Origin of the sequence: Allobosea sp. Root483D1 (assembly GCF_001429505.1) — a bacterium.
In the GTDB taxonomy this organism is placed as follows: domain Bacteria; phylum Pseudomonadota; class Alphaproteobacteria; order Rhizobiales; family Beijerinckiaceae; genus Allobosea.
Genome location: NZ_LMJW01000022.1, coordinates 1,122,352 through 1,139,861, shown reverse-complemented (window position 1 = coordinate 1,139,861; position 17,510 = coordinate 1,122,352). Strand labels below are relative to the sequence as shown.

The window sequence follows — 17,510 nt, the reverse complement described above, 5'->3', positions numbered from 1 at the left end:
AGTCAGCAGTGGCCACAAAAAACCTCCCGGCCAACGCCGGGAGGTTCGAAGGGTTCAGCCTATAACAGCGCCTTACGGGCAGGCGCGGACCACGCCGCCCGAGCCGATATAGGTGCCGGTCTCGGGGTCATAGGTGCGGAAGCGGCGCGAGCAATAGGCGATCGCGTCGCCATCCGGTGCGGCATAGACGGGCGCCGGCGCTGCGTAGACGGGCGGCGGCGCGGCATAGACCGGGCCGGGCGCCAGCAGGGCGCCGGCGGCGAGAGCGCCGAGCGCACCGGCCGCGATGCCGGCGCCGACGGCCGCGCCGCGATTATAGCGATAGCCGCCGCGGTAGCCGTAGCCGCCGCGATAGGCATAGCCGCCGCGGTAACCGTAGCCGCCACGATAGCCGTAGCGGCGGTACTGCACCTGCTCGACCAGGTTAGGCGAGCCGGCCGTCGCAACGGCGGCCGTGGCCGGCGCGAGCGGAGCAGCGACAACCGGCGTGGCGAGGGCAAAACCGCCGGCGAGGGCGGCGGCGATCAACGTCGTCCTGATCATCTCGAACTCCTTATCCCTCCCGGCTGGGAGGATTCCCCGGGCGAACTCATCGGCGGCCCAGGCACAGTCACCTTACCGCCAGAAGTAAACGCAAAACGCGGCGAAATTTCAACGACTTCCGACAGCTCTCGGCGCTTTTCGACTTGCGCGTCGCCGCGCCAGGCCCCATCTGGCGGACATTTCCGCACTGCAGCACCGATCCGGGAGCCCCATGTCGCACTCCGCCGAACCCGCTGACCTTCCCGCCAACGGGCCGCTGAGGCCATTGCCGATGGTGATCTTCGCCTCGCGCTGGCTGCAGGTGCCGCTCTATCTCGGCCTGATCGTGGCGCAGTGCGTCTACGTCTTCCTGTTCCTCAAGGAACTCTGGCACCTCGTAACCCACGCCTTCAATTTCAGCGAGCAGCAGATCATGCTGGTCGTGCTCGGCCTGATCGACGTGGTGATGATCTCGAACCTGCTGATCATGGTGATCGTCGGCGGCTACGAGACCTTCGTCTCGCGCTTGCGGCTGCAGAACCATCCCGACCAGCCGGAATGGCTCAGCCACGTCAACGCCTCGATCCTCAAGATCAAGCTCGCCATGGCGATCATCGGCATCTCGTCGATCCACCTGCTGCGGACCTTCATCGAGGCCGGCAATATCGGCGGGCCGACGGCGACGAACTACACGACCACGGGCGTGCTGCTGCAGACGCTGATCCACACCATCTTCATCTTCTCGGCGCTCGGCATCGCCTGGGTCGACCGGATGACCCTCAGCGGCACCAGCAAGGGACATTGACGGGCTGATCAAGCGCGTCATGCTCGGGCTTGACCCGAGCATCTCAGGCCGGAAGAGGCTCCGGTCGGTGCCTTCTCGTCCTGAGATTCTCGGGTCTGCGCTTCGCTTCGTCCGAGAATGACGGGTTCGCTACCCCCGCGCCCGTCTTGGCGGCAGGCCCTTGACCAGCGGCGAGGCGAGGCCCGGCGCAGTCTCGACGCCGAGCGATGGCAGGGCGAGCGTGCGCTGCCCGCGGAAGTCGACATGGCAGACGAGGAGGCCACGCTCCTCGATATAGCCGATCAGGCGGCGCGCCCGGCTCGGCGAATGGCTGCCATAGGCCTCGGCCAGTTCGGCATCGGACGGGCAGGGCGCACCCTCGATCGCGCTGCGGGCGATGAACAGGAAGAGCCCGTGCAAGTCTTCCGGCAGGGTTTCGGCCGCCGTCAGCGCCTTCTCCCAGGCCTCCGAGGACAGCACCGCTTCGCTCGCTCCGGCGCGGGCGACGGCGAGGCGCTTGCGGAAAGCTTCCAGCCCGGTCTCCGGACCGCTGACGCGGCGCATCCGGCAGCGCACGGTGAAGTCCTGGTAGAGCACGGCGACCGGCCGGTCGCGCGCCTCGGGATCGTCGAGCAGTTCGTTCAGGATCTCGACCAGCGCCGCCGCGCGCTCGGCCGGGTCCATCTCGATCTCGGGCTCGGGCGGTGGCACCGGCTGGTGCGTCTCGATGCGGCGGATGATCTCGGGCGCCACCACCGGCCGCGGGCGCGGCTGCTTCGGCCAGGGTGCGGGTGCGACCTCGCCCTCGCCAGCGGTGAAGATCAGCTTGCTGGCATCTTCCGGCGCCTGATCGGGCAGGGGGAGAAGACCCGGTGCGCCGCCGCGATCGATCGAGGCGACCGGGCCAATCCTGACCGGCAGCGGCTTCTTCGACAAAGCCGGGCCGAGCGCGACGAACTGGCCGCGCTCGAGATCACGGAACATCTCGGCCTGGCGCCGGTCCATGCCGAGCAGATCGGCGGCGCGCTGCATGTCGATATCGAGAAAGGTGCGGCCCATCAGGAAGTTGGAGGCTTCGGCCGCGACGTTCTTGGCAAGCTTGGCGAGGCGCTGCGTCGCGATCACGCCGGCGAGGCCACGCTTGCGACCGCGGCACATCAGGTTGGTCATCGCGCCGAGCGACTGGCGCCGCGCCTCGTCCGAGGCTTCGCCGGCCATGACGGGGGCGAAGAGCTGGGCCTCGTCGACCACGACCAGCATCGGATACCAATGGGCGCGGTCGATCTCGAACAACCCGCCGAGGAAGGCGGCAGTGGCGCGCAACTGCTCGTCGGCGTCGAGTTCCTCGAGATTGAGCACCACCGAGACGCGGTGCTGGCGTACGCGCAGGGCAATCTTCTGCAGTTCGACCGGGCTCGCCGTGCCATCGACAACGACATGGCCGAACTGGTCGGCGAGCGAGACGAAATCGCCCTCGGGATCGATGATGGCCTGCTGGACCAGCGGGGCGCTCTGCTCGAGCAGGCGGCGCAGCAGATGCGACTTGCCCGAGCCGGAATTGCCCTGGACCAGGAGCCGCGTCGCCAGCAATTCGGCCAGGTCGAGCTCAGCGGGCTCGCCGCTGCGCGTCGACCCCATGTCGATGCCCGTCTTCATGCCAGCCAGCGTGTCGCCTTAGGTCCCCGCGGCCCGTCCCGGAGCGGGATGAGCGAGCGGCGTGGTCTAGCACGCGGGCGCGAGTGCGCAGGTGCCGCCGGTTGCCGCATCCACAGCAAATGCGCGGTGGCTCCGACACCTCGCGTCAGGGGCGGCGGCGCAGGATCATGCCGCCATGATGCAGCGTATCCGCGTCGACGAAGGTCCCGTCGGCGGTGAAGCCGGTATCGTCCCAATACTCGATATAGTTGCCGGTGACCTTGTAGCGGCCACGATAGGCGCTCTCGCGATTGCCGCGCGCCTCGTCATAGCGGTCGTTCGGCAGAAGGTCGTGCCGGACATTGCCGTCGGCCGTGATCCACATGCCGACATAGGGGTGGGTCTGCGGGGTCTCGGGAGCGGCTGCCTGGGTAATCATCATGCGGGTCGGTCCTTCTGGTTCAGTCTTGATGGTCGTGGTGGCAAGGCCGACGCCGGCGGCCAGCAACAGCAAGGCGTTCACGAGCAAGGGGGTCATGATCGTTCCCTTCACGGCTTCCGGCGCTCGGCGAAGAGTTCAGACAGCGCCTGGGATGCCGCGATCGCCCGCGAAATGCCGGCCGGCACGGTGATCAGGTAGACGATCTCCTTCAGCTCTCCCTCGGACACGCCGATGTTGAGCGCGTAGCCGGCGTGGACCTTCATGAAGGCGGTCTGGCCGGTCGCGGCGAACGCCGCCACCGCAGCGAGCTGGCGCGTCCGGCTGTCGAGGCCGGTCCGCGACCAGACATCGCCGAGCGCATAGGCCTCGGTCGCGTCGGCGAGGAAGGGGAACTCCTGCCGCATGCGTTCCAGCGCCGGCTGGGGGGTATTGTTGTTCAGGCTGCGGACGACGGCGTCGCCGCGCTTGCGGCGCTCCTCGCTCGACTCTGCGATGGCAGGTGCGGGCATCACCGCGATGGCGAAGGCTGTGGCTGCGGCGCGCAGCGGGGACTGCATCGACATGGTCATGGTGTTCCTCCTCAGCGGGTGGCGGTGGGGCGGATGACGATCTCGTTGACGTCGACATCGTCCGGCTGCTCGATCGCGAAGCGCACCGCGCGGCCGATCGCGTCCGGCTTGAGCGCGATGGCGCGATAGCTCTTCATCAGCTCGGCCGCGGCCGGATCGGTGATGGTCTCGGCAAGCTCGCTCTCGACCACGCCGGGATGGATGCAGGTGACGCGTAGGTCGGCGTGTTCCTGGCGCAACCCGTCCGAGATCGCGCGCACGGCGTATTTCGTCGCGCAGTAGACGGCGGCCGTCGGCGAAACGGCGAGTGCGCCGATGGAGGCGATGTTGACGACATGGCCGGAGCCGCGGGCCAGCATCTGCGGCAACACGGCGGCGATGCCGTAGAGCACGCCCTTGATATTGACGTCGACCATCTGGTCCCACTCGTCGACCTTGAGCGAGGCCATCGGCGAGAGCGGCATGATGCCGGCATTGTTGACGATGACGTCGACGCGGCCGAAGGCCTCCCGGGCCGCCACGGCGAAGGCTGCGACATCGGCGCGATCGGTGACGTCGAGCCGGCGGGTGCGGACCTCGCCGCCCTTTGCCGTGATCTCTTCGGCCAGCGCGTCCAGCCGGTCGGTGCGCCTTGCGCCCAGCATCAGCCTGGCTCCGGCCGCTGCAAGCTCGCGGGCGATGCCGGCGCCGATCCCGCTGGAGGCGCCGGTGATGAGGACGACCTTGTCGAGGGGCATGTCGATCTCCGTCTGGATGTTCCGTGGAACCGCGTCGTTGCGGTTGCCCGAAAGCTAGGACCAGGTCATTGTCGCGATAAGCCGCCCATTCCTTTCCAGTCTGGAGAGTTTTTCTAACCAATGGAGGATCTCAATGCCCTCGCCGTCTTCGCGCTCGTCGCCGAGGAGCGGAGCTTTCGCGGTGCGGCCGGCCGCATCGGCGTCACGCGCTCTGCCGTCAGCCAGACGATCCGGAAACTGGAGGAGCGGCTCGGAATCGCGCTTGTGCAGCGCACGACGCGCAGCGTCAGCCTGACCGAAGCGGGCGAGCGGCTTCTCGCCGATCTCGGCCCCGCGCTGTCCGATCTGCGCGCTGCCGTCGAGGCGACTCGGGATTTGCGTGCCGGCGCGCGCGGACGCCTGCGCCTCGCGGTGTCGTCGATCGCCGAGCGCTTCCTGTCGGGGCCGTTCCTCGCCGGCTTCGCCGCGGCCAATCCGGAGGTCGAACTCGACATCACGGTGACGGATGAGGAGTTCGACATCGTCGCCGCCGGCTACGACGCCGGGGTCAGGCTCGGTGAGGTCATCGAACAGGACATGGTTGCGGTCGTGATCGGCGGCGAGGAGCGCCAGCTTGCCGTCTGCGCGCCGAGCTATCGCGAGCGCTTCGGTGTGCCGGAGCATCCGCGCGAACTGGCGGCGCATCGCTGCATCGGCTGGCGGCCGGGGCCGAAGCTGCCGCCTTATCGCTGGGAGTTCGCCGAGGATGGCAAGGAGTTCAGCGTCGCCGTCGCACCGGAGATCACCACCAGCGACATGGCGCTGATGATCAAGCTCGCGGTCGCGGGTGCCGGCATCACCTTCGGGATGGAAGAGAGCTTCCGCCCGGCGATCGCGCGTGGCGAGCTGGAGCCGCTGCTGCAGGAGTTCTCCCCGTATTTCGCAGGCTTCTATCTCTATTATCCGAGCCGGCGCGCCGCGGCGCCGAAGCTGCGCGCCCTCGTCGACCATCTGCGCGACTTCGATTGGGGTCGGCACGAGGCGACGGCGCGGGCGGCATCGGTTATGCTCTGATTCTGGCGCCGCCCGCGCCTCCTCCCTCCAACCGGGAAGCACGCTGCCGTGCAGGGCCTATCCGATCGTCGAACCGACTGTTCGAGCGCTGCGCATAAGGAGGGGTTGCGGACCAGGCTCGCATCAGGAGGTTTATCGATGAAGCTCTCCGCACCCGTCTATCGCTTGAAGCGCCAGGCCAAAGTTCTGGCGCGCAAGGAAGCCATCCCGCTCCATCTCGCGCTCGACCGCGTCGCAATCGGCGAAGGTTTCGGTGCCTGGAGCCTGCTCGCCGCGAAATCGGCCGATTCGCTCTCAGCCGACGAGCTGTTCGCCCGCCTGGTCCCGGGAGACCTGCTCCTCATCGGCGCGAGACCGGGGCACGGCAAGACGTTGCTCAGCCTCAAACTGGCCCTGGAGGCGATCAAAGCCGGCCGGCGGGCGGTGTTCTTCACGTTGGAGTACACGGCGAAGGACGTAGTCGATCGTTTCCGGGCGCTCGGCGCCGATCCGGCGCAATTCGAGACGCTGTTCGGCTTCGACGATTCGGACGCGATCAGCGCCGATCACATCATGCGGTCGCTGGCCGAGGCGCCACGGGGCACGCTGGCGATCGTCGACTACCTGCAACTGCTCGACCAGAAGCGCGGCAATCCCGAGCTGATGGTCCAGGTCCGCGCACTCAGGGCCTTCGCGCAGGAGAGGGGCGTGATCCTGGCCTTCATCTCGCAGATCGACCGATCCTACGATCCGGCGACGAAGCCCTGTCCCGATCTCGACGACGTCCGCTTGCCGAACCCGCTGGATCTCTCGCTCTTCAACAAGAGCTGCTTCCTGAATCAGGGCGAGGTCCGGCTCCAGGCGGGTTAGCGGTGGTCCGATAAGCGCTGGGCGATCTGGCCGGTCACGCCTGGGGATCCTAGAAGGGCCAAATGCTCGACTGCACCGGCCAGATTCTCGTCCTCACCGGCTCGCCCGGTTCCGGCAAGACAACGGCGGCACGTGCCCTCGTCAACTTGCCGGGATCGGCCAAGGTCCATCTCCATGCCGACGATTTCTGGCATGCAATCGGGCAGGGCGCTGTCGCACCCTTCCTGCCGGCAGCGCACGCTCAGAATGCAGTTGTGATGGAGGCCCTTGCAGCCGCTGCCTACGCCTATGCACGCGGGGGCTATTTCGTCGTCGTCGACGGCATCGTCGGACCCTGGTTCCTGCCGGCGTTCAGGCGCGACGAGGCCGTGGTCCACTATGTCGTGCTCAGCCCGCCATTGGATGAGGCGATCCGGCGCTGTCAGGCGCGTGGTGGCGATACGCTGACAGACGCGCAGGTAATCGCGGCCTTGCACGGTCAGCTCGCCGATCTTGGCGAATTCCTGCATCACGGCCTGCCGACCGCCGGCCTCGATGTCGACGGTGTCGTGGCGGCTGTGGTGCAAGCCGTCGAAAGCGAGCGTTTTCGACTGGCGCGGGCGGCGGGTTAGCGCGGGCAGCGGCTCGTGCGCTCGGCGCGCTGGATGTCGGCGACGACGCGGCGCTGCGTCGCCGAGAGCGGTACGTCCTCGACATTGTCGTACTGGCAGCCGGCATTGCCGAAGGCGCTGATGCCGCGCTGGGTGCGGAAGCAGTAGCCCTGCGCCTTGTAGATCTCGTTGCGCTGGTACCAGAGGTCCTCGCAGCTCTGGGCGACAGCAGGCGTAGCGGCTGCAAGGACAGGCAGCGCGAGCCCGATGGCGGCGGCGAAGAGAGCGGATTTCAGCATGGCAGGCCTCACGGGTTCCGGCTTTCAGTCTGGCTGCGCGCTTGTGCCGGTGACAAGCATTTTCGCCTCCTGCCATGCCAGCATCACGATCATGCGGCAAAGCGCTGGCTAAGCTGTGAATTGACGTTCCGTCTTGGCCGGACAACAAGAACCCGGTGTCGCCGGCCGCGCGCCTGAAAGGATTCCTTCGATGTTGTTCTCCTCGTTTCGTCGCCTGGCGCTCGCTGGCATCGCCGCCTGCGCTCTTGGCGTCGCCGCAGTGCCGGCACAGGCTCAGGCGCTTTCGCCCGAGCAACGCACGGCCGTGGTCGAGCTGATCAAGGAGACGCTGCTGAAGAATCCGGAGCTGATCCAGGAGGCGCTGGTCGAGCTCGAGAAGCGCAACCAGGTCGCGCAGGTCGAGGCCCAGCGCAATGCGCTCGCCGCCGAGAAGGCCAGCCTGACCGATCCCGCGACCTCGGTGATCGCCGGCAACCCGCAGGGCGACGTCACGCTGGTCGAGTTCATGGATTACAATTGCGGCTTCTGCAAAAGGGCGATGGAAGATGTCCGCACGCTCGCCAAGGACGATCCCAAGCTCAAGGTGGTGATCAAGGACTTCCCGATCCTCGGACCGGACTCGGTCGAGGCCAGCCGTGTCGCCATCGCGGTGAAGAACCAGCTCCAGGGCCAGAAGTACTGGGACTTCCATCTCAAGCTGATGGCCACCAAGGGCCGGATCAACGGCGCCAAGGCGCTAGAGATCGCCAAGGAAGCCGGCGCCGACATCGAGCGCGTCAAGAAGGAGATGGATGCTCCGGCGACGCGCGCGACGATCGAGCAGACCGTCGCGCTCGGCGACCGGCTCGGCCTCACCGGAACGCCGGCCTTCATCATCGGCGACGAGGTGGTGTTCGGTGCGGTCGGCGCCCCGGCGCTGAAGCAGAAGATCGACGCCGTCCGCAAATGCGGCAAGACGACCTGCAGCGGCTGAACGGATGAGCGCCAGGCCATCTCCATGGATGGCTCGGCAACCTCCTGAATCCATGTTTCGACCCGTCATTCCTGTGGAACAGCGGCCTGAACGGCGGTGATTTGCATAGGCAAGGCGCCCACCCGGCGCCTGCGCCCTTTTCCTGACGGGCCATTCCGGGTAAAGACGCGCGACATCGCGAGGCCGCCGGCTTGATCCGGCGCCATTTCCTCGCATATGCGCTTTCCCTTCGGGACCTGCCGTCCCGCCCATCGAGCTCACGAAGACGGTGAAATCCGCCATGGCGACCAAGAGCCCCATCGACCCCGAACTCGTGCGCGAGATGGCGCAGCTGATCAACGAGACCGATCTCACCGAGATCGAAGTCCAGAAGGGCGACCTGCGAATCCGCGTGGCCCGCACCATCACCGCGACGGTGATGGCGCCGGTCGCAGCCGCGCCGGCCTTTGCCCCTGCGCCGGTCGTGGCTGCTGCCGCGCCGGTCGAGGCCAAGGCCGCCGCGGCGCATCCCGGCACGGTGCCATCGCCGATGGTCGGTACCGCCTATCGCCGGCCCTCGCCGGAGGCCAAGCCCTTCATCGAGGTCGGCCAGGAGGTGAAGGCGGGCGAGCGCGTGCTCCTCGTCGAAGCCATGAAGACCTTCAACGACATCGTCGCGCCGCGCGCCGGCAAGGTCGTCGCGATCCTGGTCGAGGACGGCCAGCCGGTCGAATACGGCGAGCCCCTGCTGGTGATCGAGTGAGGATCCATCCGGGCGGGAGCGGGCTGAAGATGTTCGACAAGATCCTGATCGCCAATCGCGGCGAGATCGCGCTGCGGGTGCTGCGGGCCGCCAAGGAACTCGGCATCGCCACGGTCGCGGTCCATTCGACCGCAGACGCCAACGCCATGCATGTGCGCCTCGCCGACGAGAGCGTCTGCATCGGTCCGCCGCCGGCGCGCGAGAGCTATCTCAACATCCCGGCCCTGATCGCGGCCTGCGAGATCACCGGAGCCGATGCCGTCCATCCCGGCTATGGCTTCCTCTCGGAGAACGCCCGCTTCGCCGAGATCCTCGAGCGGCATAACATCGCCTTCATCGGCCCCAAGGCCGAGCATATCCGCAGCATGGGCGACAAGATCGAGGCCAAGCGCACCGCCAAGCGCCTCGGCATCCCTTGCGTTCCGGGCTCGGAGGGCGGGGTCACCGACGACGACGAGGCGCTGCGCATCATTCGCGAGATCGGCCTGCCCGTCATCATCAAGGCGGCGTCCGGCGGCGGTGGCAAGGGCATGAAGGTGGTTCGCAGCGAGGACGAATTGTCCGTCGCGCTCTCCACCGCCCGCACCGAGGCCAAGGCCAATTTCGGCGACGATGCGGTCTATATCGAGAAATACCTTGAGAAGCCGCGCCATATCGAAATCCAGGTGCTCGGCGACGGCAAGGGCCGGGCGATCCATCTCGGCGAGCGCGACTGCTCGCTGCAGCGCCGCCACCAGAAGGTCTGGGAGGAGGGCCCGTCGCCGGCCCTCAACGCCGGCGAGCGCGAACGGATCGGTGAGGTCTGCGCCAAGGCGATGGCCGACATGGGCTATCTCGGCGCCGGCACGATCGAATTCCTCTACGAGGATGGCGAGTTCTATTTCATCGAGATGAACACCCGCATCCAGGTCGAGCATCCGGTCACCGAGATGATCACCGGGATCGACCTGGTCAACGAGCAGATTCGGATCGCCGCCGGCGCGCCGCTCTCGATCAGCCAGAAGGACGTCGTCATCGAGGGCCACGCCATCGAATGCCGCGTCAATGCCGAGCATCACGCGACCTTCCGGCCCTCGCCGGGCAAGATCGCCTCGTTCCATACGCCCGGCGGGCTCGGCGTGCGCGTCGATTCGGCTGCCTATCAGGGCTATGTCATCCCGCCGCATTACGACTCGCTGGTCGGCAAGCTGATCGTGCACGGCCGCAACCGGGCTGAATGCCTGATGCGTCTGCGCCGCTCGCTCGACGAGTTCGTCGTCGACGGCGTCGACACCACGCTGCCACTGTTCCGCACGCTGGTGCGCAACCAGGACATGCTGAACGGCGACTACAACATCCACTGGCTGGAGAAATTCCTCGCCAATGGCGGCATGGACCAGCCGGGCGAGGCGTGAGCCTCGGCGCACTCCGTCATGCCCGGGCTTGACCCGAGCATCTCCGGCCGAGCGAGGCTCCAATGGAGCCCTTGTCGTCCTGAGATTCTCGGGTCTGCGCTTCGCTTCGCCCGAGAATGACGACTACGGTTTGACTCAACCGCCCACCCGCGCTCCCATCGCCCCATGAAGGCCCGTTCCACACCTGTGCGCGCGCCGGCGATCACGCCGGACATCCTGCTGCGCGCCTATGCGGCCGGCGTCTTCCCGATGGCGGAGAGTGCCGACGATCCCGGACTTTTCTGGGTCGAGCCGGAAATCCGCGGCATCATTCCGCTCGACGCCTTCCATCTGCCGGGCAGGCTGGCGCGCACCGTCCGCTCGGATCGCTTCGAGATCCGGGTCGACCATGATTTCGCCCGCGTGGTCGCTGCCTGCGCCGAAAGCCGCCCGGACCGGGCCGAGACCTGGATCAATGGCCGCATCCGGGGGCTCTATGGCGAGCTCTTCCATCTCGGCTATGTCCACACAGTCGAATGCTGGCGCGAGGACAGGCTGGTTGGCGGGCTCTATGGCCTGTCGCTCGGCGGGGCCTTCTTCGGCGAGAGCATGTTCCACCGTGAGACCGACGCCTCGAAGGTGGCGCTGGCGCATCTCGTCGCCCGGCTTCGCCGCGGCGGCTACCGTTTGCTCGATACCCAGTTCCAGACCGCGCATCTCGCCCAGTTCGGGACGCGCGAAATCCCGCGCGAGGCCTATCGCGACCTGCTCGACGCGGCGATCGCGGCCGATGGCGACTGGTGGGGCTGGCCGCCGGGGCAGGCCGTCAGTGGTCGCGAGGTGCTGGCCGAGTTGCCGGGCTGAGGTCGCTCAGGCCGCCGGTCCGCCGCTCGCCGTCGACGACGGCTCCCAGAGTTCGATCGGATTGCCCTCGGGATCATGGATGCGGCAGAAGCGGCCGACGTCCGAATCCCATTCCGGCCGGGTCTCGACGGCGATGCCGGCGGCGCGGAGCGAGGCCATCATCGCGTCGAGATCGTCGACGCGGAAATTGACCATCCATTGCTGCTGTGGCCGGCCGAAATACTCGGTCGTCGCGGCGAAGGGGCCGAAGATGGTCGGCCCCGCGTCCTGGCTCCAGACGGCCTTGTTCATGTCGGCGATGCCGAGATGACGTTCGTACCAGGCTGCCAGGGCTTGTGGGTCGCTGCCGCGAAAGAACAGGCCGCCGATGCCGGTGACCCGCGCCATAGTCAGTTGCCGCCGGCCGGATCGCGGCCCGGAGCCGGATTGGTCGGGAAGAAGCGCTGTGAGGGCGTCTGGCGCGGCTGCACGGGCACGCCCTGCGGCGGGGCCACATCGATGCGCTGGTTTTGCGGCGGTGTCTGCTGAGCTGGACGGGCGGGGCGCCGCTGATCGGGGTTGAGCGGCGGCGGCGGCGCCTCCGGCTCCTTGGGATCGACCACCAGCTCGGTGCCGCCTTTGCAGTCGGTCAGCCAGACATCGTAGATCGCGTGCTCGACGCCGTGCAGGCCGGGGCTCGATGCGTACATCCAGCCGGTGAAGATGCGGCGGTACTCGTTGTTGAAGGTGACCTCGTCGACCTCGGTGAAGGAGGTCGTCTGCGGCGCCTCGGTCGGCGGTCGCGTCCAGCAGACGCGCGGCGTGATCTGCAGCGCGCCGAACTGCACGGTCTCGTCGATCGCCACCTCGAAGGAGATGATCCGGCCGGTGATCTTGTCGAGCCCGGCGAAGACCGCGGTCGGGTTGCGGATGCGGTCGGCCTTGGCGGGAACGGCCAGCGCGAGCGCTGCGCCGGAGACGGCTGCGAGGGCGAGGATCCTGCGGAGCGAAGGCATGCCGGTATGCGATTCTCTTCAAGCGGGCCCGAGCCGCGACGGGGCGGAGTAGCACGGCAATCGCAGCGGAAAAAGGGCGGGGAAGCGTTCAGGGCCCGGGCTCGCACCGAAAGCTCCGGCGGCGCTCCGTCGTCGGCCATGCTTTTCCAGGGACACGTCCGGCACCAGGGCGCATATCAGGCGGGCGTTTCCGCACTTGCAAACCGTTTGCAACTCGATATCCTGCGAATGGGATGCAAGAGCAGAATGGGGATCGCGCATGGACGCTCGGGTCGAGAAGTTGCCCGCAGGCTGGCGCAGCGAGCGGGGGGAGGCTTCACTAGCCGACGTCCATCGCTCGATCCCGGTGCGTGGTTCCGGACCGGGCTGGCGGCGCGCGGCGGCCTTTGTCGGACCGGGTTATCTCGTCGCCGTCGGCTATATGGATCCCGGCAACTGGGCGACCTCGATCGCCGGCGGCTCGAAATTCGGTTACACGCTGCTCGTCGTCGCGCTGATCTCCAACATCATGGCGATCGTACTGCAGTCGCTCTGTGCGCGGCTCGCCATCGCTTCGGGGCGCGATCTGGCCCAGGCTTGCCGCGACGCCTTCCCCAAGCCCGTCGCCTATACGCTCTGGTTCCTCGCCGAGACCGCGATCATCGCCACCGACATCGCCGAGGTGATCGGTACGGCCATCGGCCTCAACCTGATCTTCGGCATTCCGCTCGAGATCGGCGTCGTCATCACTGCGCTCGATGTCTTCCTGATCCTCTATCTGCAGCGGCTCGGCTTCCGCTGGGTCGAGGCGCTGATCATCACGCTGCTCGGCGTGATCGCCATCTGCTTTTCGATCCAGATCGCGCTGGCCGATCCGAACTGGGGGCAGGTGATCCGCGGATTCGCGCCGACCACCGAGATCGTCACCAATCCGGAGATGCTCTATCTGGCGCTCGGCATCCTCGGCGCGACCGTGATGCCGCATAATCTCTATTTGCATTCGGGCATCGTGCAGACGCGCGCCTATGGCGAGACCCTGCCTGAGAAGCGCCAGGCGCTCAAATACGCCACGATCGATTCGACGGTCGCGCTGATGTTCGCGCTCTTGATCAACGCCTCGATCCTGATCCTGGCGGCCGCGACCTTCCACAAGACCGGCCAGACCGAGGTCGCCGAGCTCGGCGACGCGCACAAGCTGCTCGGCCCGCTGCTGGGCGTGGCGATCGCGCCGACCCTGTTCGGCATCGCGCTGCTCTGCTGCGGCATCAACTCGACGGTGACGGCGACGCTTGCCGGCCAGATCGTGATGGAGGGTTTTCTCAAGATCAAGCTGCCGCCCTGGTTGCGCCGGCTGATCACCCGCGGCATCGCCATCATACCGGCCGCAGCGGTGACGATCTGGTACGGCGATGCCGGCACGGCGCGGCTCCTGATCCTGACCCAGGTCGTGCTCTCGCTGCAGCTCTCCTTCGCCGTCTTTCCATTGGTGATGTTCACTGCCGACAAGGCCAAGATGGGCGAGCTCGTCGCGCCACGCTGGCTCGTCGCCTTCGCCGTGCTGATCGCGGTCACGATCGCGGCGCTGAACATCAAGCTGCTGGTCGATTTCGTCGGCGGGGCAGGCTGAGGGACGGCGCGCTTCGTCCAGGAGCCGAAAGGCGGGGCCGGCTCTAGAGGGCAGCGCGCCTGGCTCGGAAGCGGGCGACCTTGTCGCGGTTGCCGCATACGCTCATCGTGCACCAGCGCCGGGTGTTGTTGCGGCCACGATCGTAGAAGACGAGCGTGCAGTGATCGGCGGCGCAGCGCTTCAGCCGCGCCGGCTCGGCCTCGCAGACGAACCGGGCGAGATCGAGCGCAATCAGTGCAGCCGGACCTGCGGCGGCATGATCCAGCGCCAATCCGAGTGTCGGTCCATGCTCGCCCCGATGCAGGACATGATGACCGTTAAGGCCGGCCAGCCGGCGGTTCACTGACGCCAGATCAGCATCGGACAGCGCCTTGCCATCTTCGAGCTGCTCGAAGACGGCACGGGCCTCCGCGCGCAGGGCGCGCAGATCGGCCAACGCTTCGTTTCCATCACCGGCAGCATCCCCGAGCCCGGCCTCGGCCAACCAGGCCAGCGCGCGCTCAGGACCATCGATCAGCTCCTGAGGGCCGGATTCGCCCGTTGGCGTGGTGTTCAGCAGATCGAGCCACGTCGCACCGCCGACGAAGGGAAAGCCGTCGCGGAATTCGGCGGAGATCTCGGTCGCGGACGCCATTTCACACCTTCCACGGACATGTCAGTTTGTAACCTGTCATTTATCAGTTGACAGGTTTCAATTCAAGTGACACCGTTAAATCATAATTACAGAGGTTACGTCGCCTCGCGACGGTCGATTTCCTCCGTCGCCTTGCTGCCATCGCCCTTGCCACAGGAGTTCTCGCCATGACGCCCGTCGCCGCCATCGATCCCGTCCAGACCCATTTCCGCCGGACCACGATTGCCGGCACCGAGATCTTCTATCGCGAGGCAGGACCGCAGGACGCGCCGGCGGTCCTGCTGCTGCACGGCTTCCCATCTTCCTCACACATGTTCCGTGACCTGATCCCGCGCCTGGCGGGACGATACCGGGTGATTGCGCCGGACTATCCCGGCTTTGGTCACAGTGCCGCGCCGTCGCCGGCCGAGTTCGACTATCGCTTCGACCGGCTCGCCGATGTGGTGGAGGGACTCGTCGATCAACTCGGGCTGGAAAGCTATGTGCTCTATCTGCAGGACTATGGCGGGCCGGTCGGTTTCCGCCTGGCGCTGCGCCGGCCGGAGCGCGTGCGCGGCTTGATCGTGCAGAACGCTGTCGCCAATGCCGAAGGCTGGAACCCGGAGATCACCGCGTCGATGGGGCCGTTCTGGCGTGAGCGCAATGCCGAGACTGAGAAGCCCTTCGTCGATCTGCTGAAGCCGGAGACGACGCGCTTCCAGTACAGCCATGGCGCCGCGCGGGCCGAGCGCCTCTCGCCCGATGCCTGGACGGCGGATCAGGCCGGGCTGGACCGGCCGGGCAATCGCGAGATCCAGCTGCGGCTGCTGCACGACTATCAGAGCAATTTCGCCGCCTATCCGGCCTGGCAGCGCTACCTTTCCGAGCGGCAACCGCCGATGCTGATCGTCTGGGGGAAGAACGACCCGTTCTTCACGACCAAGGGTGTCGATTATCTGAAGGAGCAGGTGCCAGCTGCCGAGGTACACCTGTTCGATGCCGGCCATTTCGCACTGGAGACGCATGCCGGCGAGATCGCCGAGCACATCCGCGTGTTCATGGCGCGATTGCAAACGGCAGGCTGAGGCAGGCACCTGCGCTGGCGAAACAAAAGGCCGGCTCGCGGGGGGAGCCGGCCTTTGCTGTTCTTGCGCCTAGTCTCAGCGCCCGGGCGTCCAGGCCTGATAATCGCCGGTCGCTGCCGGGGTCTGGTTGTCGCCGAGGGTCGAGCCCGGCGGGCGATAGGCCAGCGCCGTGCCGGTGTAGTTCGGCTGGTGCGGCTTCTGCCACTCGCGAGCGACGTACTTTTCCTCGGAGGGGGCGACGTCGACGGTATGGTGCAGCCAGCCGTTCCAGCCGGCCGGGATCATCGAAGCCTCGACGGGGCCGTTATAGACGACCCAGCGGCGCTGGATGCCGAGCGCCTTGTCCTTCTTGCCGCCCTTGGTGCGGTAGTAGACGTTGCCGAACTCGTCCTCGCCGACCTTCTCGCCGAAGCGCCAGGTGTGGAAGCGGGTACCGATGGTCTGGCCGTTCCACCAGGTGAAAAGCTGGAGCAGGGTCTTGGTCATCGCTTCGCGTCCGCGCAGGCCATAGGCCGTCGCGCGACTTATGAAGAGGCCGGCGCGCGATGTCCAGTGTGGCTCAGCGCAAGAGCGAGCGGGCGGTCGGAACGAGGCGGGCGATATCGGGAGCGCGACCGATGCCGAGCGGCCTCTCGCGCAGGGCCGCTTCGAGCGCCGGTATCGCCTGCAATACGGCGGGCCGGATGAGCGTCACCACGACGCATTCGCCCTCGCGCACAGGCAGGCGCTCGAAGCCATTCTGGCTGCGGTCGCTGATCAGGCTGGCGAGGACCTCGCTGCCGGTGGAATGCACTGCCTCGGCGATCGCCTTGGCGGCGAGCGAGGCCACGTTGTCGGCTGTGTCCTGCATGAGATGGTGAATGGCGACGAGATGGATCCGCCCGTCTTCGAGATCGGCCGTTCCTGGCGGCAGCCGCTCGAGCCCGCTCGTGTCGAAGCCGGAACCGGGAGTGGCCGGCTTCAGCATCAATACGTCGTGCCATTCCAGCATGGTCTCGTCGGCGGCGGGGCCGTGCTCCGCCCAGACCGGCCCGCCATAGAAGGCGGGGAGGGCGCGGGTCCGGGCTTCCTGGTCGGGAAAGCCGCGGAACCAGACGAACTGGTCGGGCGCGGCGGGATCGCGGAACTGGCCGACCACGCTCATCCGGGTCGCCTCCTGCGTCTCGACGAGATGGCTGTCGAAGACCGCGATCAGGGCCTCGCGCGCGCCGGGCTTCAAGGTGTAGCGGCGCAGTTCGAAGACGGTGTCGGTCATGGCGTTCTCCGGCTGCCGTGAGCTGCCCTGGCACCTAGGCGGCAGGTCCGCCCAGATCCGTCAGCAGCGTCATCCCGACCTCGGCCACGATTCGGACATGATTCGAGGCGGGGGCGCTTGGACACGAAAGGCGGGCGCGCCAGCGAAGCATCGCGCGGATTCAAGCACTTGTGGCTGCTGCTGCAGAGCGCGCTTCCGCTAGTAGGACTTGCTGGTCCCGATTGACGTTTCGTTAACCATGGTCCGGTGGATTTTAGTGGTTTTACAGCGGCAAGGATCGTTGCAAGCTCGCAACGGTGCCGCGATTCCGCATGTGATTCCTTGGGCTTAGCGGGTGCCTTGAAACTTATCCCCGTGATCCACACCTTACTACAAGATGTCGTATCCACACCTATCGGTGCGCACTAATCCTTGACGTCGCGGCCCATTCGGGACTAAATTTTGACGGTCGCGTGACGGTTGGCGGAGACGCCTTTTTCGACCCGCGAAACGAGTTCCCAGATGGGTCGGACGATCACCGCGGC

General features: G+C 66.9%; 21 protein-coding genes. 10 read left to right on the top strand and 11 right to left on the bottom strand.

All coding sequences use genetic code 11. The features are described from left to right. Window positions 1-72: 72 nt before the first annotated feature. Complete coding sequence (locus ASE66_RS28055) at window positions 73-543, bottom strand: BA14K family protein (RefSeq protein ID WP_057192975.1); 471 nt, start codon at window positions 541-543, stop codon at window positions 73-75. A 211-nt stretch (window positions 544-754) separates the two neighbouring features. Here ASE66_RS28055 and ASE66_RS28050 point away from each other — a divergent pair, with 211 nt between their 5' ends. After that, window positions 755-1,327 carry a TIGR00645 family protein gene (locus tag ASE66_RS28050; RefSeq protein ID WP_057192974.1) on the top strand — a complete coding sequence of 191 codons (573 nt, stop codon included), beginning with the start codon at window positions 755-757 and terminating at the stop codon, window positions 1,325-1,327. Between the two features lie 129 nt (window positions 1,328-1,456). Here the strand turns inward: ASE66_RS28050 and ASE66_RS28045 are convergent, their stop codons facing one another. The 4 genes from ASE66_RS28045 to ASE66_RS28030 all read right to left on the bottom strand — a co-directional run bounded on the left by ASE66_RS28045 (window position 1,457) and on the right by ASE66_RS28030 (window position 4,689). Further along, window positions 1,457-2,962, bottom strand: coding sequence for an ATP-binding protein (locus ASE66_RS28045; protein WP_057192973.1), 1,506 nt, complete (start codon window positions 2,960-2,962; stop codon window positions 1,457-1,459). Between the two features lie 145 nt (window positions 2,963-3,107). Further along, window positions 3,108-3,479 (bottom strand): Atu4866 domain-containing protein, encoded by a 372-nt coding sequence (locus tag ASE66_RS28040; protein WP_057193475.1) that lies wholly within the window; start codon window positions 3,477-3,479, stop codon window positions 3,108-3,110. Window positions 3,480-3,490: 11 nt separating this feature from the next. Then, window positions 3,491-3,952 carry a carboxymuconolactone decarboxylase family protein gene (locus tag ASE66_RS28035; RefSeq protein WP_057192972.1) on the bottom strand — a complete coding sequence of 154 codons (462 nt, stop codon included), beginning with the start codon at window positions 3,950-3,952 and terminating at the stop codon, window positions 3,491-3,493. Window positions 3,953-3,963: 11 nt separating this feature from the next. Beyond that, a complete protein-coding gene (locus ASE66_RS28030) occupies window positions 3,964-4,689 on the bottom strand; it encodes an SDR family oxidoreductase (RefSeq protein ID WP_057192971.1) in 726 nt (241 codons plus the stop codon). 120 nt (window positions 4,690-4,809) lie between these two features. Between ASE66_RS28030 and ASE66_RS28025 the strand changes: the two genes are divergently transcribed. The 3 genes from ASE66_RS28025 (at window position 4,810) to ASE66_RS28015 (ending at window position 7,202) form a co-directional block, all read left to right on the top strand. Continuing rightward, entirely contained in the window at window positions 4,810-5,742 is a 933-nt protein-coding gene (locus tag ASE66_RS28025) for a LysR substrate-binding domain-containing protein (protein ID WP_057192970.1), read from the top strand. A gap of 138 nt (window positions 5,743-5,880) precedes the next feature. After that, a complete protein-coding gene (locus tag ASE66_RS28020; RefSeq protein ID WP_057192969.1) occupies window positions 5,881-6,591 on the top strand; it encodes a DNA helicase in 711 nt (236 codons plus the stop codon). A 62-nt stretch (window positions 6,592-6,653) separates the two neighbouring features. Beyond that, a complete protein-coding gene (locus ASE66_RS28015; RefSeq protein ID WP_057192968.1) occupies window positions 6,654-7,202 on the top strand; it encodes an AAA family ATPase in 549 nt (182 codons plus the stop codon). Here the strand turns inward: ASE66_RS28015 and ASE66_RS28010 are convergent. Further along, window positions 7,199-7,480 carry a YARHG domain-containing protein gene (locus ASE66_RS28010; RefSeq protein WP_057192967.1) on the bottom strand — a complete coding sequence of 94 codons (282 nt, stop codon included), beginning with the start codon at window positions 7,478-7,480 and terminating at the stop codon, window positions 7,199-7,201. The two genes, ASE66_RS28015 and ASE66_RS28010, sit on opposite strands and share 4 nt — an antisense overlap. A 190-nt stretch (window positions 7,481-7,670) precedes the next feature. Between ASE66_RS28010 and ASE66_RS28005 the strand changes: the two genes are divergently transcribed. The 4 genes from ASE66_RS28005 (at window position 7,671) to aat (ending at window position 11,432) form a co-directional block, all read left to right on the top strand. Continuing rightward, window positions 7,671-8,453 (top strand): DsbA family protein, encoded by a 783-nt coding sequence (locus tag ASE66_RS28005; RefSeq protein WP_057192966.1) that lies wholly within the window; start codon window positions 7,671-7,673, stop codon window positions 8,451-8,453. A gap of 280 nt (window positions 8,454-8,733) precedes the next feature. Next, entirely contained in the window at window positions 8,734-9,195 is a 462-nt protein-coding gene (accB, locus tag ASE66_RS28000; protein ID WP_057192965.1) for an acetyl-CoA carboxylase biotin carboxyl carrier protein, read from the top strand. 29 nt (window positions 9,196-9,224) lie between these two features. After that, window positions 9,225-10,589: an acetyl-CoA carboxylase biotin carboxylase subunit gene (accC, locus tag ASE66_RS27995; protein WP_057192964.1), complete on the top strand. Its 1,365-nt coding sequence runs from the start codon at window positions 9,225-9,227 to the stop codon at window positions 10,587-10,589. A 165-nt stretch (window positions 10,590-10,754) separates the two neighbouring features. Further along, window positions 10,755-11,432: a leucyl/phenylalanyl-tRNA--protein transferase gene (aat, locus tag ASE66_RS27990; RefSeq protein ID WP_057192963.1), complete on the top strand. Its 678-nt coding sequence runs from the start codon at window positions 10,755-10,757 to the stop codon at window positions 11,430-11,432. Between the two features lie 6 nt (window positions 11,433-11,438). On the opposite strand, the gene ASE66_RS27985 is transcribed toward aat, so the two are convergent. Together ASE66_RS27985 and ASE66_RS27980 are read right to left on the bottom strand one after the other, a co-directional pair. After that, window positions 11,439-11,819, bottom strand: a complete 381-nt coding sequence (locus ASE66_RS27985; protein WP_057192962.1) for a VOC family protein — start codon at window positions 11,817-11,819, stop codon at window positions 11,439-11,441. A gap of 2 nt (window positions 11,820-11,821) precedes the next feature. Then, window positions 11,822-12,427 carry a DUF2155 domain-containing protein gene (locus tag ASE66_RS27980; protein WP_057192961.1) on the bottom strand — a complete coding sequence of 202 codons (606 nt, stop codon included), beginning with the start codon at window positions 12,425-12,427 and terminating at the stop codon, window positions 11,822-11,824. A 259-nt stretch (window positions 12,428-12,686) separates the two neighbouring features. Between ASE66_RS27980 and ASE66_RS27975 the strand changes: the two genes are divergently transcribed. Next, window positions 12,687-14,033, top strand: a complete 1,347-nt coding sequence (locus tag ASE66_RS27975) for an Nramp family divalent metal transporter (protein WP_057192960.1) — start codon at window positions 12,687-12,689, stop codon at window positions 14,031-14,033. A gap of 43 nt (window positions 14,034-14,076) precedes the next feature. Here ASE66_RS27975 and ASE66_RS27970 read toward each other — a convergent pair whose 3' ends face one another. Continuing rightward, window positions 14,077-14,667, bottom strand: coding sequence for a CGNR zinc finger domain-containing protein (locus ASE66_RS27970; protein WP_057192959.1), 591 nt, complete (start codon window positions 14,665-14,667; stop codon window positions 14,077-14,079). 167 nt (window positions 14,668-14,834) lie between these two features. Here ASE66_RS27970 and ASE66_RS27965 point away from each other — a divergent pair, with 167 nt between their 5' ends. Beyond that, entirely contained in the window at window positions 14,835-15,731 is an 897-nt protein-coding gene (locus ASE66_RS27965) for an alpha/beta fold hydrolase (RefSeq protein ID WP_057192958.1), read from the top strand. A 75-nt stretch (window positions 15,732-15,806) separates the two neighbouring features. On the opposite strand, the gene ASE66_RS27960 is transcribed toward ASE66_RS27965, so the two are convergent. Both ASE66_RS27960 and ASE66_RS27955 read right to left on the bottom strand, forming a co-directional pair. Further along, window positions 15,807-16,217: an NADH:ubiquinone oxidoreductase subunit NDUFA12 gene (locus ASE66_RS27960; protein ID WP_057192957.1), complete on the bottom strand. Its 411-nt coding sequence runs from the start codon at window positions 16,215-16,217 to the stop codon at window positions 15,807-15,809. 73 nt (window positions 16,218-16,290) lie between these two features. After that, a complete protein-coding gene (locus tag ASE66_RS27955; protein ID WP_057192956.1) occupies window positions 16,291-16,986 on the bottom strand; it encodes an NIPSNAP family protein in 696 nt (231 codons plus the stop codon). Between the last annotated feature and the right edge of the window lie 524 nt (window positions 16,987-17,510).